General features: G+C 45.7%; 13 protein-coding genes. 9 read left to right on the forward strand and 4 right to left on the reverse strand.

Features of this window, described 5'->3' with window-relative positions; translation table 11 throughout:
- Positions 1-56: 56 nt before the first annotated feature.
- Positions 57-896 (reverse strand): pyridoxamine kinase, encoded by an 840-nt coding sequence (locus tag GPL15_RS10555; RefSeq protein WP_215698642.1) that lies wholly within the window; start codon positions 894-896, stop codon positions 57-59.
- 245 nt (positions 897-1,141) lie between these two features.
- On the opposite strand from GPL15_RS10555, the gene GPL15_RS10560 reads away from it, so the two are divergent.
- The 5 genes from GPL15_RS10560 (at position 1,142) to GPL15_RS10580 (ending at position 9,835) form a co-directional block, all read left to right on the forward strand.
- The gene (locus GPL15_RS10560) at positions 1,142-3,799 is read left to right on the forward strand and encodes a response regulator (RefSeq protein WP_215698643.1); all 2,658 of its coding nucleotides are present in this window, start codon (positions 1,142-1,144) and stop codon (positions 3,797-3,799) included.
- Between the two features lie 216 nt (positions 3,800-4,015).
- Positions 4,016-5,212: a GGDEF domain-containing protein gene (locus GPL15_RS10565; RefSeq protein ID WP_215698644.1), complete on the forward strand. Its 1,197-nt coding sequence runs from the start codon at positions 4,016-4,018 to the stop codon at positions 5,210-5,212.
- 16 nt (positions 5,213-5,228) lie between these two features.
- Positions 5,229-6,443: a GGDEF domain-containing protein gene (locus GPL15_RS10570; RefSeq protein ID WP_215698645.1), complete on the forward strand. Its 1,215-nt coding sequence runs from the start codon at positions 5,229-5,231 to the stop codon at positions 6,441-6,443.
- Entirely contained in the window at positions 6,443-8,299 is a 1,857-nt protein-coding gene (locus tag GPL15_RS10575) for a GGDEF domain-containing phosphodiesterase (protein WP_215698646.1), read from the forward strand. Before GPL15_RS10570 ends, GPL15_RS10575 begins: the two co-directional genes overlap by 1 nt.
- Positions 8,300-8,368: 69 nt before the next feature.
- Positions 8,369-9,835 (forward strand): GntR family transcriptional regulator, encoded by a 1,467-nt coding sequence (locus GPL15_RS10580; RefSeq protein WP_215698647.1) that lies wholly within the window; start codon positions 8,369-8,371, stop codon positions 9,833-9,835.
- A gap of 147 nt (positions 9,836-9,982) precedes the next feature.
- Here the strand turns inward: GPL15_RS10580 and GPL15_RS27420 are convergent, their stop codons facing one another.
- From GPL15_RS27420 to GPL15_RS10595, 3 genes are read right to left on the reverse strand one after another with little or no spacing between them, the layout of a single operon-like run.
- Positions 9,983-10,936, reverse strand: coding sequence for a hypothetical protein (locus GPL15_RS27420; protein WP_252198300.1), 954 nt, complete (start codon positions 10,934-10,936; stop codon positions 9,983-9,985).
- Complete coding sequence (locus GPL15_RS10590) at positions 10,905-11,408, reverse strand: RNA polymerase sigma factor (protein ID WP_215698648.1); 504 nt, start codon at positions 11,406-11,408, stop codon at positions 10,905-10,907. Before GPL15_RS10590 ends, GPL15_RS27420 begins: the two co-directional genes overlap by 32 nt.
- Before the next feature lie 23 nt (positions 11,409-11,431).
- Complete coding sequence (locus GPL15_RS10595) at positions 11,432-11,719, reverse strand: hypothetical protein (RefSeq protein WP_215698649.1); 288 nt, start codon at positions 11,717-11,719, stop codon at positions 11,432-11,434.
- Positions 11,720-12,197: 478 nt separating this feature from the next.
- Between GPL15_RS10595 and GPL15_RS10600 the strand changes: the two genes are divergently transcribed.
- Genes GPL15_RS10600 through trkA form a run of 4 tightly spaced genes read left to right on the forward strand, consistent with a single transcriptional unit; the run spans position 12,198 to position 17,296 of the window.
- Complete coding sequence (locus tag GPL15_RS10600) at positions 12,198-14,063, forward strand: TIGR03960 family B12-binding radical SAM protein (RefSeq protein WP_215698650.1); 1,866 nt, start codon at positions 12,198-12,200, stop codon at positions 14,061-14,063.
- Positions 14,047-14,748, forward strand: a complete 702-nt coding sequence (locus GPL15_RS10605; protein ID WP_215698651.1) for a TIGR03936 family radical SAM-associated protein — start codon at positions 14,047-14,049, stop codon at positions 14,746-14,748. The genes GPL15_RS10600 and GPL15_RS10605 overlap by 17 nt, the downstream gene beginning before the upstream one ends.
- Positions 14,741-15,937, forward strand: a complete 1,197-nt coding sequence (locus tag GPL15_RS10610) for a ribonuclease E/G (protein ID WP_215698652.1) — start codon at positions 14,741-14,743, stop codon at positions 15,935-15,937. Before GPL15_RS10605 ends, GPL15_RS10610 begins: the two co-directional genes overlap by 8 nt.
- A 3-nt stretch (positions 15,938-15,940) precedes the next feature.
- Positions 15,941-17,296, forward strand: a complete 1,356-nt coding sequence (trkA, locus tag GPL15_RS10615; RefSeq protein ID WP_215698653.1) for a Trk system potassium transporter TrkA — start codon at positions 15,941-15,943, stop codon at positions 17,294-17,296.
- The last annotated feature ends 11 nt before the right edge of the window (positions 17,297-17,307 follow it).

Here is a 17,307-nt window from a genome sequence, read left to right on the forward strand (position 1 = left end):
TGCCCGCACGTATCAATTTTCCTGCGCTTCTTCGCCGCTAAAGTCCCATAATTCTGCTAAGAGATACGCTCCTGAAGCATCCTGCACAACAACGGAATCTGAGGTTCAAACTCGGCTCCGTACCAGCGCGCGCCCTCTGTTTTGGCTGTTGATTCAATACAGGCAACTACGAAGTCTGCCGCCAGGCTGACCGATTTTTCCAGGCTCAGTCCCCGCATCAGTCCGCCCATGACGACAGAAGAGTAGAGGTCTCCCGTTCCATGATAGCTCTGCTGACATCGGTGGGTGAAGTAGGAGAAGGACTCGCCCTCACTGGTCAAATATGCAACGCCTAATTTCCCGGGTTCATAGCTCACGCCCGTTAAAACCGCGGTCCGGCAGCCAAGTCCCAGAAGTTTTTCTAATAATCCCCGGATATAGGTTTCATCATATGTGGTTTCGTAAGGCATTCCTGTTAAAAGGGCGGCCTCCGTGATGTTCGGAAGGATGATATCCGCTTTCGAGCAGACTTCTGCCATAGCTGCCGGAAAAGAAGAATCAAAGGCAGGGTACAGCTTTCCGTTATCCGCCATGGCCGGATCCACCAGCACCAGATTCTGATCTGTGGCAAAACGGTCGAAAAATGAGCATATCTGGCTGCATTGTCCGGCTGATGCCAGATAGCCGGTGTAGATGCCGTCAAAGGTAATCTGTTCTTTTTCCCATGCATCGGAAATCGGAGAGATCTGATCGGATAAATCCTTACAGGTGAACGTGTTAAACATGGTATGTGTGGACAGGACTGCTGTAGGAAGGATTCCGCATTCCACGCCCATGGCTGAAATGACGGGAAGGGCAACCGTAATAGAACAGCTTCCAACGCATGATATGTCCTGGAGCGTGATGATTCTTTTCATATTCTGCCTCCTCATGTGATCGTTTTTCATTAATAAGTTTTTATGTATGAAGTATAGCAGAAAATGGACTGGTCTGAAATAGCCAGTATTGAGAAAGATAATCAGTCCAGTACGTTCCTGGCTGTGTAAAAATCCCGTCAATACATCAGATTCCTGTAGTTGCTCTTTTCCTTTTATTTTGATATACTACAATAAGATTGACATGGAAAGAAATAATCCATGCCGCTATGAAAGGACGAAGGAACATGGGCAAACAAAAAGCTGCTCAGGAGAATACTGCAATTAATAAGGTCACATTGGCAGGTACTGTTTCCTTACTTGCCCTGCTTTTGCTTTTCCTGGTAATAACAATTCTCAGTACGAACAGATTAGCTTCACAGATCAAGCTTCTTACAGAACACCCCTTCACCGTAAACGGAAATATCAGCGATGTAAAAACGAATCTGGCATTGATGCGCATAAGGACGGAACGGCTCCAGTCCTATAACCAGCCTGAAGATATTGAAAAAGTGCGCGTTGCTTTGGACGAGCTTTATGTCAATATGGAGACGCTGCTGGATGAAATTGACACTCTGTATCTGGGACCTGATGAAGATACGGCAGCTCTCAGAAATACTTATGAGAATATCCGGAAAAGCCATCAGGAATTTTTGGATTTTTCAGCGCTGCCAAGTTCCACAACCGTCGTAATTGCCGAATATGAAAAGGAGCATCTTTATCCTCTTTACGATCAGTTCGAAATGGATGCTGGGCGGATACTCAGTTATGTCCGGGGAACCCAGCAGAGGATTTTCACTTCTGCCAGCCATATGAGCAGGACTACAGTTATCTGGTCATTCGTCATCATGGTTGCAGTAACAGCAGGGCTGCTCTTTTTCCAAACCGTGATCAAAAGGATGAATCAGCGGCTGTATCAGAAAAACCGGCAGTTTGAAGTCCTCTCCGACACGATAGATGAAACATTCCTGATTTTCGATAAGGATAAAAAACAATGTGATTTCGTCTCGGGCAGTTCGGAACGCGTTTTGGGCCTGCCTGCCGGAGCTCTGCGTGAAAACCGTACTTTGATTTATCAATATATAAACAGCGAAACCGCGGAAGAAATCCATAATAATATATTTTCCGAACCCAAAACCTCATGGGATACGGTCATCGAGTACAAGAATCCCAAAAGTATGCAGACATGCTGGCTGCAGCTCAGGTTCTACCGGATCAGGGAAAATGGGGCGCCAAAATATATCATGACATTTACCGACCGAACGGAAGAACGCCGGTCCAGCCAGGCCCTTCAGGATGCCCTGATCAATGCCCAAAAGGCCAATAATGCAAAAAAAGATTTCCTGTCCAGAATGAGCCATGAAATACGCACGCCTATGAATGCGATTATAGGCATGACCACAATCGCGGCGGCCTCCATAGAAGACCGGAACCGGGTGGAAAGCTGTTTGGAAAAGATCAGTTATTCTTCCAAACATCTGCTGATGCTGATCAACGATGTACTGGATATGTCCCGAATTGAAAGCAACCGGATGAAGCTCAATAGAGAGACGTTTGAACTGTTCCAGTTTCTCAACACGTTTGTTTCTGTGGTCTATCCACAGGCCATCGCCAAGGGGCTGGAGTTTACGGAGAAATCTTACGGATTTTCCGGTCATACCACCTATGTGGGAGATCCGCTGCGCCTGAACCAGATTCTTCTGAATCTGGCTTCCAACGCCATAAAATTTACGCCTGCCGGAGGAAAAGTCAGCCTTGAGGTCATCCATCTGCCGTCCCGTAATAATAAGAGCTGGCTGCGCTTTGTGGTGTCGGATACCGGAATCGGAATGGACGAAGAGGGATTGAGCCGGCTCTATACGCCGTTTGAACAGGCGGATGCTTCGATAGCAGGCAAATACGGCGGCACAGGGCTTGGAATGTCCATCACACAGAATCTGGTTACACTGATGGGCGGATATATCAATGTGAAAAGCGAGCCGGGAGAGGGAACCACATTTACTGTGGAACTTCCCTTTGAACAGAGTGATATCGACTTACAGCCGCTCAAAGAGGGGGCGCTTGAAACGCTGGATGTTCTCGTAGCGGATGATGAACAGGATATCTGCGAACATACGGTTCTGCTTCTGGAAAAAATGAAGATCCATGCGGAATGGGTTCTGAGCGGAGCGGAAGCGGTCAAGCGTGTGGTATCAGCCCATGAAAGCGGCTGCGGATTTGACGTCTGTTTCATCGACTGGAAAATGCCGGAGATGGACGGTGTGGAAACCGCCCGGCAGATCAGGGAAAAGGTGGGCCCGGACACGCCGATTATTATCATATCGGCGTATGACTGGTCTGATATTGAAGAAGAGGCGCGGGCAGCCGGGGTTAATGCATTTATCGCCAAACCCATGTTCCAGTCCTCCATCTACAATGTGCTGGTCAATGTAACAAACGGCGTCTTTGGCATGAGCGAAGCCCATTCGGGAGTTAAGGGACATTCTCTGGACGGAAAACGTCTTTTAGTGGCGGAAGACAATGCGCTTAATCGGGAGATTGCCATCGTTCTTCTGGAAATGAACGGCGCAGTTGTGGAACACGCTGAGAACGGCCAGGAGGCTGTAAAACGTTTTATAAAGATGGAACCGGGATATTATGACGCAATCCTCATGGATGTACAGATGCCGGTTATGGACGGCTGTGAAGCAGCCAGACAGATCCGGGCCTGCGGGCGTTCTGACGCCCGGCGCATTCCGATTATCGCGACTACGGCCAATGCTTTTGCAGAAGATGTTTCAACAGTGATAGCGGCGGGGATGAATGCCCATATAAGCAAACCGCTGGATATGGAAAAACTCTGCTCCATCTTGCTGCGACTTTGTAATGGCTCTTCAGGCCCTGACAGAGATATGATTGGGACATAACAAAAGGCTGTTGCCGTTTAGTCAGCGGACGACAGCCTTTTGTCCGCCGAAAGGGGAATTGGAGGGAATCCAAGGACGGAAGAAAGACGCGGCCTGCTGAGTTCTGTTTTATTGTGTTTCATTCAGAAATAGGGTATAATGAAAGACGATATCATGAACAAGGTCTGATGGATTCAGATAAATTAAAATGAGTTACACGAGGAAATGAGGGATAATTTGACGGTTTCTGAATATTTTGGCTGGGGTCTGCTGGTTCCAGCCGTTTTTTCCATATGCAATGGGCTGACAGCTCATTATGCGAAGGGTGTATTAGGATACAGACAGAAGAACGCGGTAGGGGAGATGATCCGGTGCTCTTTTTATCTCATGCTTTTGTTCGTCACATGGGGAATGGTTGATTATCCATTGCCTCTCTTATATATTCTGGCTTTTTTTACAAAACTGCTTATGCTTTTTCCTGAAAGCAGGGAGCGGACTAAGAAATTGTTTTTAATAAACCTGACCCATCTAATGGCTATGGCCTTACATATGATCCTGATCGGCCTTATTTCTTTAATAGCAAAAGAGCCGATGAATGAACTCTTACAGAATCCGTTATGGAGAATTATCACGGTCAGCGTTGTGCTGGCTGCCGAAAGCCTGGCCACAGCTCTGGTTCTCCGCTGGAAACTGCTTCTCGGCGTGCTTCGCACCCAGATGGACAGCGCGGAAGTGCGGCCATTTATGATGTTCCTCTGGTTCTGCAATATGTTCCTTCTTCTGGACAGCGTGTTGTGTACATTGATCATAGAATGGAATCTGCTGCCTGTGTTCCTGATCAGCAGCACACTGCTGATGGAGTTTTATCTGATCCGCTTTTTGCGCCACCTGTTTTCCGTTTTATCCGCCCAGTATCTGGAAGAGGAGAACCGGCGCCTTATGGAGGAACTGGAATTACAGAATAAAACCGAGGAAGAACTGCGCAGCAAGAGCGATTCCGACCCGCTTACCGGAATCTGTTCACGGCGTTTCGTATTGGAGAAGTTGGAAGTTTTGATGCGGATGAACCGCTCATTTTCCCTGGTCTATATTGATCTGGACCACCTAAAGTGGATCAATGACCGGTACGGACATCACGCAGGAGATCAATATCTGAAACGTTTTGCAGCTGCTTTTTCCGCTTCTTTACGTGAAACGGATATTTTCGCCAGAATCGGCGGAGATGAATTCCTCTTGCTGCTGCCGGAATTCGGAGAGGAAGAGGCGGCCAAACTCATGGAGAAAATCCGGACCCGTTTGTGTGAAGCGTTCGACCCGCCCCTGCTGTTCAGCTTTGGAACAGCCTTTGTGCCGGAAGAGACGGCCCTAACAGTGGAAGAAGTTTTAAATATGGCCGACCAGGCAATGTATCGGGATAAAAGAACCAGAAGATAGATGAGGGAGGAACCGCATGTTTATAATTCTGCTTGTGGGCGCCGTGTACTTTTATTTTAATTGGCAGTATTTCCATCTCGCCAGCCAGTTGATGGAATCAATAAAGCCCAGGTTAGGACTTGTTATAACCAGTTTTGGGGTCAATTATATATTCTTTTTTATTTGCAGCATATTGGAGTTTCCGTTAATCCTAAACTGGATATTGTTTGCGTTCCTGCTGTTGTTTGAAACCCTTCTTTATGACCACAGGGATTTCAGAACGGCGCTGTTCTGCACACTGATGAGCATTATTTATGGCCTTGCGATCAATATTTTCTGCAGGAGCGTGATTTCTATCATGATGAACCAGCCGCTGCAAAGTTATGGCAGCAATATTACCAGTGCGGTTAATTTTAAGGCAATTCCGGTATTCCTTGGATTCCTGCTTGGAGGGGCTGCGCTGCAATCTTTTACTATTGACGGGATTTTGAAACGGCTTCGGCTGATTGTTAAGTATCCCAGGCATCAATCTTTTTTGCTGCAGATAATGACGGGGATGTTTATTTATCTGTTTCTCAATCTGCTGCTGTATTCAACTCCATTAAACAATATTCTTCTGAAGATATGGAGCATCAAATCCTGTCTGTTCTGCATTTGCGGCTGCTATATTGCCATGCTGTACACGAGACGCAGCTGTGAATTGGATGAATACCGTGAGAAAAACCGGAACATTGAAAAGATATTGAAAGAACGCCGCCAGGAAGAAATCGCTTTGCGGCGGAAAGCTTCCGTCGATGTGCTGACCGGCCTTTATAACCGACGGTATGCGGAAGAAACAATCGCCTCCATGATGGGGCAGAGCCGTTTTTTTACCCTCTGTTTTTTGGATTTGGACGGCTTGAAGGAGGTCAATGACCGCTATGGGCACGAGGAGGGGGATCATTATATTTTAACGGTAACTGAACAAATCCGCAGTATCTGCAAGGAGGGGAGCGATCTGCTGTTCCGCTACGGAGGAGATGAATTCCTGATCCTGTTTCCGGACATGGATGCAAAAGTGGCTGGGAAACAAATGGAAACAGCTAACAAAAGGCTGAAGCTGGCTATGGACAGCCAGTCTTTTCCCTACCCGATGTCTTTCAGTTATGGACTGACAGAGAGCGCTGGATTCCGGGAGTTGAGCGATTTAATTCAGGCAGCCGATGCGGACATGTACCGGCAGAAGCAGCAAAAAGCTGATGGAGGTGAATGATGAAACGTTTCTTAAAACCGGGGTTAGTGATCCTGTTCACACTGCTTATTTTATTTGGCAGTTTAACCCTTCATACTGTGGTCCAGTCCCAGCATTACAGCCGGCTGGTCAATTATGTGGGGATTGTGCGGGGCGCATCCCAGCGTCTGGTAAAATTGGAATTGATGGACCAGCCCGCCAATCCGCTCATTGAATATCTGGACGGGATTTTGGAGGAGCTGACAACGGGAAATGGCGGGTATGGCCTTTTCCTGCCTGAAGATGAAAGCTATCGGGAAAATCTGGATATTCTGGACCGGATGTGGACAGATATCAAGGAGCAGATCAGGGATTACCGCAGCGGAATGGATAAAGAAGCAGATCTTTTATCTTTGAGCGAAGCATTTTTTAACCAGGCCAATGATACGGTTTTTGCGGCTGATGAATATGCTGCCGGACAGGTCCGCACTTTGTTTGTAATCTGCACCGTAATGCTGGGGATCATGCTTCTAACATGGGTTTTCATCCTATGGGCTTACTGGAAGAAAATGCTCAGGCTTGAAAACAGCAACCAGAAGCTGAATGAATTGACACGCAGGGATAATTTAACCGGCGTATATCAGATGGATTTCTTCAAAGAAGAGGCGCAGCGCATTCTCGATGCTGGGACATCAAAAAAACTGGCGGTGGTTTATACGGATTTTTCAGATTTCAAATACATCAATGATGTGTTTGGTTATGCCTATGGAGACAGCATATTAAAGAGGTATGGGGAAATACTCAATAAAATGATGGAGCCGGGAGAATTGTGCGGCCGGGTTTCGGCGGATAATTTTGTCCTTTTGCTCCGTTATCAGGAACGGGAAGAGGCAGCGCTGCGCCAGCAAAAGGCAGATGAAGAGATCACAAGGTTTATGCATAACTCCCATGACCACCAGTCTGTGCCCACCTGCTGTGGAATCTGCTGTGTAGAGGATGTGACTGAAGACTTGAATATCGACGGTTTTCTGGACAGGGCAAACTTCGCCCGTAAAACGGTGAAAAATGGAACGAATTCCAATTATGTCTATTATAACGAAAGCATACGCAGCCGCCTCCGGGAAGAAAAAGATGTGGAAAGCCGTATGCTGGTGGCTCTTGAAAACCGGGAATTCGTTGTTTTTTACCAGCCCAAGGTTGAACTCAAAACCGGGAAGACAGCCAGTTCTGAATCGCTGGTGCGCTGGAAATCACAGGGCGGCTCCATCATCCCCCCGGACAGGTTTATCCCCGTATTTGAGAGCAAATATATGATTGACCGTCTTGACCAGTACGTATTCGAAGAAGTCTGCCGGTTCCTGAGCAAACGGTTAAAGGAAGGTAAAAAAGTGCTGCCGGTTTCCGTTAACGTATCGCGGCTTCAATTTTTTGACCAGAATTTTGTGAACCGGTATGTTGAAATACGGGACCGGTATCAGGTTCCGCCGGAGCTGTTGGAGATTGAATTTACCGAATCCATCGCCATCGATAATACCAACATTTTGACAAGGATCGTGGAACGGCTTCGCCAGGCTGGTTTTTCCTGTTCTATTGATGATTTCGGAAAGGGTTATTCCTCACTGAGCCTTTTAAAAACCCTTCCATTTGACGTCCTTAAAATTGACCGTTTTTTCTTTGCGGAAAGCAATGATCCGGAACGGGATATGGATGTTGTACAGGGAATTGTGGAATTGGTGCATAAATTCCATATCAAGACGGTGGCCGAAGGGGTGGAATCCAAAAAGCAGGTGGAAATGCTGAAGCAGATTGGCTGTGACTATGTCCAGGGGTATGTTTTTTACCGGCCGATGCCTCAAGACGAATATGAGCGGCTGCTGGATGAGGCGGATCACGAATAAAATACAAGAAAATATGGAAAATTTTCCTCCCAACTGGTAAAATAGGAAGGTATGAGGAGGAAGAACGCTTTGGAATACGAACAGCAGTTTTCAAATTTGATTTATGAATATCTCTTGAACCGTCTGCAATTCGGTTATTATAGATGCGGAGACAGTCTGCCCACCATAGATGTCTTCTGCCGTGAGTTCAATGTATCTGAGCACACCATTTGGTCGGCCCTGAGACGCCTGCGCGCAGAGGGTTATATTGATATGAAAAACGGAAGAATGACAAAGGTGATTTTTGAACAGACAGAACAGGAACAGTCGAATTTTATTATTGACTATTTTTCCAAACGATGGCAGGCCTATGACGACCTCTACCGGACAACGGAGCTGATCTATATCCCTTTGATGGTTGAAGGGCTCCGCCGCATGAATGACGAGGAAATTACATACATCTGCCAATTGTCAAAACGGGCCAGGGCAGATGATATCATCCTCTTTTACTGTTATACGCTGCAGAAAATGGAGAATCCGCTTCTGTTAAATCTGTTTTGGGAAACTTCTTTGTTCTTAGGTTATCCCTTTGCGAAGTCAGGACGCCATCCATTCCAATATGATGAGGAAGCAGGGCAGCAAAGGTTACAGACGATGGTTTCTCTCATCAAAGAAGGTTCCTGGGAGATCGTCCGGGAAACCCTGATTCAATATCAAAGAAGCCATATAGGCACGATTATCGAATGCATGGGGCCTAAAATCCGGGTTGTACCAGAAGAGGAGCGGATTCCATTTATTTGGCGGGTTTACCGTGACCGCCCTCAAATCTGTTATAATCTGGCATCGCGTCTGCTTCATGAGATATACCTGGGTGAGTACGGCAAAACCAAATATCTGCCTTCCTATGAAAAAGCCGCCGCTGAATATGGGGTTTCTGTCAGTACCATGCGGCGCACCGTCCGTATGCTGAACCAGATCGGGGCAGCCCAGTCCATTAACGGAAAGGGGACCAGGGTCTTTACGATCGGAGAACAATGCAATTGGCCGGATTTTACAAGCCCCATTGTCAGACGCAGCCTTTCTTATTTCATCCAGTCCTTTGAACTGCTTCTGTATACCTGTGAGGATGTTTCCGACAGTTTCATCCAGTCCCTTCACGCTGATGAAAGGGAGGAATTGGTTCAAAAGCTAGAGAAAGACAGGTGTGACGGGCATTCGGAACTGGCCATATGGACGTATCTGCTTTTCATAATAAAACACAGCCGTCTGCCGGCGCTCCGGGAAATCTATGCTACGACCTATAGCTTTTTTCTCTGGGGATATCCATTAAAGGCAGCCATCGGTTCAGTGACTGATACGGAACGCAGGGGAAAGAAACTGGCAGATTCCATGATCCGGCATATGAAAGAAAATAATCCAAAACAGTTCACTGGAGCCATTAAAGAATATATTCATGAGCAGTTTCCCGATGGGAAACGGTTTCTGGAGCAGAACGGGATTGAAATGGAGGAACTGCGGCTTGCTCCTGCCTTACGGATGATGGTTTTGAATGAATAATATATATTTGAATCACAAAATACCCGGATAATTTTCCCGGGTGTTTTTGATATCCTGGGGATAAACCGCAGGTATCATCCGGCAAATACCTGCTTTTCTGCAAACGGTATCCGCTGAAAAAACCGGCGGTATATAAAAAGGCGTAAATCAGTGATGCCGGGCGTCATTGTGTCTGGTGCCGTTGTGCTTTGTACCGTTGTATCCGGTGCCATTGTGCCCAGTGCCGCTGTGCTTTGTACCGTTGTATCCGGTGCCATTGTGCCCAGTGCCGCTGCGATTTGTACCATTATGCCCGGTATTATGTTCTTCCGGCCGTTTATCTGAGCTCTTCTCGGTCTCAGGCGGCTGGGGGGATTCATCTTTTGAACCGTTCTGAGACGCTTTGGTTTCTTCCCTGTTTTTTCCCTGTTCCCGATGCTGGCAATGTTCTGTATGGCCTTTGATTTCTTTCATGGATTTTTCTTTAAACTCATCCAGGGTGGCTTGAGGGTCAACGGTAAGCAGTTCCTGTATAGCGTAGTATTTTCCTAAAGACATTCCCTGCTCGTGGGCTTCTTCACAAAGATGGCTGTTCACGCTGGCATATTCCGTTTTTATGCCGTCATGGCACTGTTTTAAGGCTGTGTCCACACATTCCTTCAGGTTTGGAAGCAGTGTCGGGTCATCATTCTTTGTGACCAGCGTTATGGAGACAAGGGAATCCTGCTTTAAATACTTCTTCATTTCCTCACTGCCCAGCAGAAGGGCCATGGCTTCGCCGTACTCCATGTGTTTCAGCGAGAGAGACTGCAGGAGTTTTTCACTTTCCAGTCCATAGGTAGTCTGATCCACCACCTTCCCCCAGCGGTTGATGTCCAGTTCTATGCTGGGATTCACATCAATGCTGATAACAGCCGCTTCTGTGTAGTACAGGCCGTAACTTCCCACACCGGTGACAGCAAAAATCAGGAGACAAGCCATGGAGACAGCCCATTTCATTTTACCCATTGTTTTTTTCCGGCAGCCGCCCATCTGCCTGGTCACACGATCATAGGTCCGCTTTTTCAGCATAGCGTCACAGGCCACTGTGTCAAATGCATCGCGTATCATCTGTTCCATCATTTTCACCTCCCAGCATCTTTTTTAATTCGGTCTTAGCCCTTGAAAGATGTGTATATATGGTATTGACTTTTTTATTCAGAATACCTGCGATTTCCACCGCGGAATAACCTTCATAATAATGCAGATATATGATGATCCTGTATTTGTCCTGGAGTTTCAGCACGGATTCCAACACATGGGAGAGATCAGGATCCTTGTCATCGGCCATGGTCATGGCCTCTTCGAGAGAGCAGGTATGGGTCCGGAAAAAACTTCTCAACATGTCTTTACACCTGTTTACGGTTACCCGGATCAGCCAGGCTTTTTTGTGTTCTTCAGACTGAAAGGGTTCAGAAAAAAGGGCGTATTTCAAAAACACATCCTGAAATACGTCCTCCGTATCGCTTTCATTTTTCATATAGACAAAGCAGATATGTTTTATCATATCCGCATATTGTTCGATTGCCTGTTCTACATCTGATTCCTGCCGCATAGCTGCTCCATGTGCTTTTTTCTCTATCTGTGATGTCTGCCGCCATGTCCGCCATGTCTGTGGCTGCCGCCATGGCATCCGTTTCCGGAAGAAACGTTTTGCCCGTGATTTCCATCTGAGCATATCCAAGTTTCATCATCCGACCAGTATCCTTCGCATTCCCCATGCTCATGGCTCCTGCAGTATTCGTAATCCGTACAATCAGCATATCCTCTGGGACATGTCCAATCGGCTCCGAATGCAAGACTGCTTCCTGCTATGGTTAATAGGATTCCAGTGGCTCCTGTTGCAATTATAGTTCTGATTTTCATGTATTTCAATCTCCTTTTATGGTTTTTCATTAATAATACGATTGAAAGACTGGAATCCTTTCAAATATTTTCAAATAAATTTAAATTAAAAGCCATGTATGGATGTTTGGACAACCATGTCCTGGTACAACAGATGGGATGTGGATTTATTTCATCGTTATTTAGTTGTCTGTACAGCTTGCTTCCCAGACGGATTGTAATATCGGACACCAGCAGTTTTTATGGTATCTAATTCCGGTATTCCTGTGTGTGGGCTTGACAGATGTCTGGATTGAAAAGGAGGAGATGATAAAAATCATAGGCAAAACGTCTGGTGATGCGGGAATGATACTTATACGTGGATAATTGTTATTGAAATATAACGGGAAATACCTTATAATTATGCAGAGTGTTTGACTATATTAAATAGTACCAAATAGTTAAGATAAAATAAATCTGTTGAAAATTTTATTATCAACAAAAAAAGAGAGCGTATAAGATGAGAAAATTAGCACTAAATGATGAAGTATTATTGAGTATCCAGCAGCCTGCCCGCTACATCGGCGGTGAGGTGAACATGGTAAATAAGGACCCATCCAAAGTAGATGTAAGGTTTGCCATGTGTTTCCCCGACGTATATGAAATTGGCATGTCGCATCTGGGCATGCAGATCCTATATGATATGTTTAACCGCAGAGAAGACATTTACTGCGAACGTGTTTTTTCACCGTGGACAGATCTGGATAAGATTATGAGGGAGCAGAAAATCCCTCTTTTTGCGCTGGAATCTCAGGATCCTATTAAGGATTTTGACTTTTTAGGGATCACCATTCAATATGAGATGTGTTACACCAATATTTTACAGATTCTGGACTTAGGGCAGATTCCTCTTCATGCCTGTGACCGCGGGGAGGAAGACCCGATTGTAATTGGAGGCGGCCCATGCGCTTATAATCCGGAACCTCTTGCCGATTTTTTTGACCTTTTCTATATTGGAGAAGGGGAAACGGTGTATTACGAACTGATGGACCGTTATAAGGAAAATAAGGCCAATGGAGGCAGCCGCAGAGAATTTTTAGAACTCGCGGCGCAGATTGACGGCATCTATGTGCCCGCTTTTTATGATGTATCATACAAAGACGACGGAACGATTGAGCATTTTCTTCCAAATAATCCGAATGCCAAACCGGTTATCATTAAGCAGATGGTCAGAGATATGGATGACGCTTATTACATTGAGAACCCGGTTGTGCCGTTCATCAAGATCACCCAGGACCGCGTGGTTTTAGAAATCCAGAGAGGCTGCATCCGCGGCTGCCGTTTCTGCCAGGCTGGAAATGTTTACCGCCCTCTGCGTGAACACAGCCTGGAATATCTGAAGGAGTATGCATATAAGCTGTTAAAATCAACGGGACATGAAGAAATCTCCCTAAGCTCCCTGAGTTCCAGCGATTACACCGAGCTGGAAGGGTTGGTAAATTTCCTGATCGATGAATTTAAAGGAAAAGGAATCAATATTTCCCTGCCGTCCCTGAGAATTGATGCATTTTCCCTGGATGTTATGAGTAAGGTTCAGGATGTCAGAAAGAGCAGCCTTACCTTTGCGCCGGAAGCAGGTTCCCAAAGGCTGAGGGATGTTATTAATAAGGGACTGACGGAAGAAATTATCTTAAAAGGAGCGGCTGAGGCATTTAAGGGCGGCTGGAACCGGGTTAAATTGTATTTTATGCTCGGACTTCCAACAGAAACTGTTTCGGATATGGAAGGAATCGCTGAACTTTCGGAACTGGTAGCAGAAGAATACTATAAGATTCCTAAAGAAGAACGCCATGGCAGGGTTCAGGTTGTTGCCAGCTCCTCTTTCTTTGTTCCAAAACCATTTACCCCCTTCCAGTGGGCAAGAATGTGCACAAAGGAAGAGTTTTTGGAGCGCGCCTATATTGTTAAGAATAAATTTAGAGAAATGCTCAACTATAAAAGTCTGAAGTACAACTGGCATGAGGCGGATTTGACGGTTCTGGAAGGCGTTCTGGCCCGTGGCGACCGCAGAGTCGGGCGTTTGATTGAAGACGTATATAAAAGAGGGGCATTGTATGATTCTTGGTCCGAGCATTTTCATAATGAATTATGGATGGAAAGTTTCAACGCGTGCGGACTGTCCATTGATTTCTATACAACAAGGGAAAGAAGCCTGGACGAAGTGTTCCCATGGGATTTTATCAATGCCGGGGTAACAAAAGAATTCTTAAAGAGGGAATGGCAGAATGCGGTTGCAGAAAAAGTAACCCCCAACTGCCGTCAAAAATGTTCCGGCTGCGGTGCAAAAGGATTTGGAGGAGGTGTTTGTTTTGAAGATAAGAATTAAATTTGCAAAACAAGGCCCTATGAAGTTTATCGGCCATCTGGATATCATGAGATATTTCCAGAAAGCGATGCGCCGCGGCAATATAGATATTTGCTACAGCGAAGGCTTCAGCCCGCATCAGATCATGTCCTTTGCCTCCCCGCTGGGGGTGGGGCTTACCAGCAATGGTGAATATATGGATATTGAAGTATCGGGAACAACCGGTTCAAAAGAGATGACAAACCGGCTGAATAGTGTTATGGTAGAGGGGATGAAGGTGTTGAGCTGCCGCCGCCTGAACGATACGGCTAAAAACGCCATGTCCATTGTTGCCGCTGCAGATTATACGGTACGATTCCGCGAAGGCTGGGAGCCGGAAGATGCAGATGATTTTTTCAGCGGGCTTTCCAGGTTTTACAAGAGGGAAAGTATTCCGGTTATTAAAAAAACAAAAAGAGGGGAGCAGGAAGTGGACATCCGTCCTTTCATTTACTGTCTCTCTGTAAAAGATAACACTATATTTATGCAGCTTTCCTCTGGAAGCGCTAATAATCTGAAACCGGAGCTGGTTTTAGAAGCCTATTCCAATTTCAGAGGTGAGGAATTTCGAAGCATCGCGTTCCAGATACAGAGGGAAGAGCTTTATGCTGCACAAGAAAATGGAAAACTGATATCATTAGAGGATCTGGGAGAAGATTTTGAATAAGCTAATTGTTACAAGATGGAATCAGGGTATTCTGACTGCGCTTCAGTCAGAAGGGGGAATCATCCAGTTGAACCTGGATCCCGGCCCTGAAACCTCAATTCTGGGCAATATTTATATAGGAAAAGTAAAAAATATTGTTAAAAACATTAATTCCGCTTTCGTGGAGTTTGCCAGCGGCCAAATGGGATATTACAGCCTTTCCGAAAACAGATGCCATATCTATGCAAAACCCCATTCCGGCGGCGGGTTAAAAGCGGGAGACGAGATCGTTGTCCAGGTATCCAGGGATGCGGTTAAAACAAAAGCCCCGGTTTTAACAGGAAATTTAAGCTTTCCCGGAAAATACTGTGTTCTTACTCTCGGGAAACATGTAGTTGGTTTTTCTTCAAAGATAAGAGACCAGGAGTGGAAAGCTTCCGTAAAACAGATTCTGCCGAAAGAGGCCGGTACAGAATACGGGGTAATCATCCGAACGAATGCGCAGGAGACGGAACCGGATTCAATTTTAAGTGAATTAGCATCGTTATGTGAAACAAGCCGCCGTATGTTGTCGGAAGCAGCCTACCGCACTTGTTTTTCTCAGCTTTACCATTCCGTACCGTCCTATATATCCGATATCCGCGACCTGAATTCAGGAACGCTTCAGGAGATTATCACGGACGACGAAGAGATATTTTACCAGTTAAAGGAATATATGGCTGTCTTCCAGCCGGGAGACAGCCGGAAATTAACTCATTATCAGGATAAAATGCTTCCGCTGGGTAAATTATACAGCCTGGAATCGGCGCTGGATCATGCGTTGAATAAGCGGGTCTGGCTGAAGTCCGGTGGGTATCTGGTGATCGAGCCAACAGAGGCCCTGGTGGTGATCGATGTCAACACAGGAAAATTTTCAGAGAAAAAAGAAATACAGGCTGCAATCCTAAAAACAAACTTGGAAGCTGCTTCAGAAATTTCCAGACAGCTCCGTCTCCGTAATCTTTCCGGCATCATTATTGTGGATTTTATTGATATGGAGAAAGAAGAAGACAAAAAAGAACTGCTTTCCTGTTTGGAAGCGCTTACGGCCAAAGATCCGGTTAAAACTACGGTTGTAGATATGACCCGGTTAAATCTGGTTGAAATAACCAGAAAAAAAGTGAGAAGACCTCTCTATGAACAGGTTTCTTTTAACAGAGGAGAAGAGTAGCGTATGAAGATAATTATTGTGGGGTGCGGTAAAGTCGGGCTGTCCCTTGCAGACCAGTTAAACAGTGAGGGCCACGACATTACTTTGATTGACTGTGACAACAGCAAACTGCGTTCCGTTACGGATACAATTGATGTTATGGGAGTTGTAGGAAACGGAGCAATTTACCAGGTTCAGATGGACGCCGGCATTGCCGATGCCGACCTCCTTATAGCAACAACAAATTCCGATGAACTCAATATGTTATGCTGCCTGATCGCAAAAAAAGCAGGTAACTGCCACACAATTGCCAGAATCCGTAATCCGGAATATGCGACAGAAATCAATTTTATCAGGGAAGAACTGAACCTATCCCTGGCAATTAACCCGGAACTTGCCGCCGCAAGGGAAATCTCCAGGCTGTTAAAGTTCCCATCAGCCATTAAAATCGACACATTTGCAAAGGGGCGTGTTGAAATCCTCAAATTCATGGTTCCTGAAAAATCCGTTTTAAATGGAATTAAGGTATATGAGGTACCTCAGCGGCTGAGATGTAATGTTTTGATCTGCGCCATTGAACGGGGGGACGCGGTCATCATACCGGATGGTAATTCGGAAATATTTGCTAAAGACAAGATATCATTTATCGCTTCACCAACAGAATCCATGGAATTTTTCCGTCAGGTTGGAATTGAAAATAACAGCGTTAAAACAGCTATGTTCGTAGGCGGCGGAAAGATCACATATTATCTGGCAAAAATGCTGGAAGACACCAACATAAAAATCAAGATTATCGAGCAGAACTTCGAGCGCTGCAACGAGTTGAGCACACTGCTTCCGAAAGCTATGATTATACACGGAGACGGTTCAGACCAACAGCTTCTGCTGGAGGAAGGAATCCGCCAGACAGAAGCGTTCGCATCCCTTACCGGATTTGATGAAGAGAATATTATGCTGTCCCTTTATGCTGCCAGTCAGTCAAATGCAAAGCTTATTACAAAAGTAAATCGGATTGCATTTGAAAATGTGATTAACAGCATGAATCTGGGCAGTATTATCTACCCTAAATTAATAACGGCGGATTCCATCGTCCAGTACGTGAGAGCGATGCAGAACTCTCTTGGCAGCAATGTGGAAACCCTCTATAAGATAGTGGCCAATCGCGCGGAAGCCTTGGAATTCCGCATTGGAAAGGATGCCCCGATGATTGGTATTCCTATTGAGAAGTTAAATTTAAAGAGTAATCTGCTGATTGCGTGTATTAACCGTAATGGTCATATTATAACACCGCGGGGTAAAGATTCCATCCATGTAGGAGATACTGTAATAATTGTAACTACCGTTACAGGCTTAAAGGATATTAAAGACATATTAAAGTAAAGGTGAATTCA

Origin of the sequence: Clostridium sp. MCC353 (assembly GCF_018785315.1) — a bacterium.
Classification (GTDB): Bacteria; Bacillota; Clostridia; order Lachnospirales; family Lachnospiraceae; genus CHH4-2.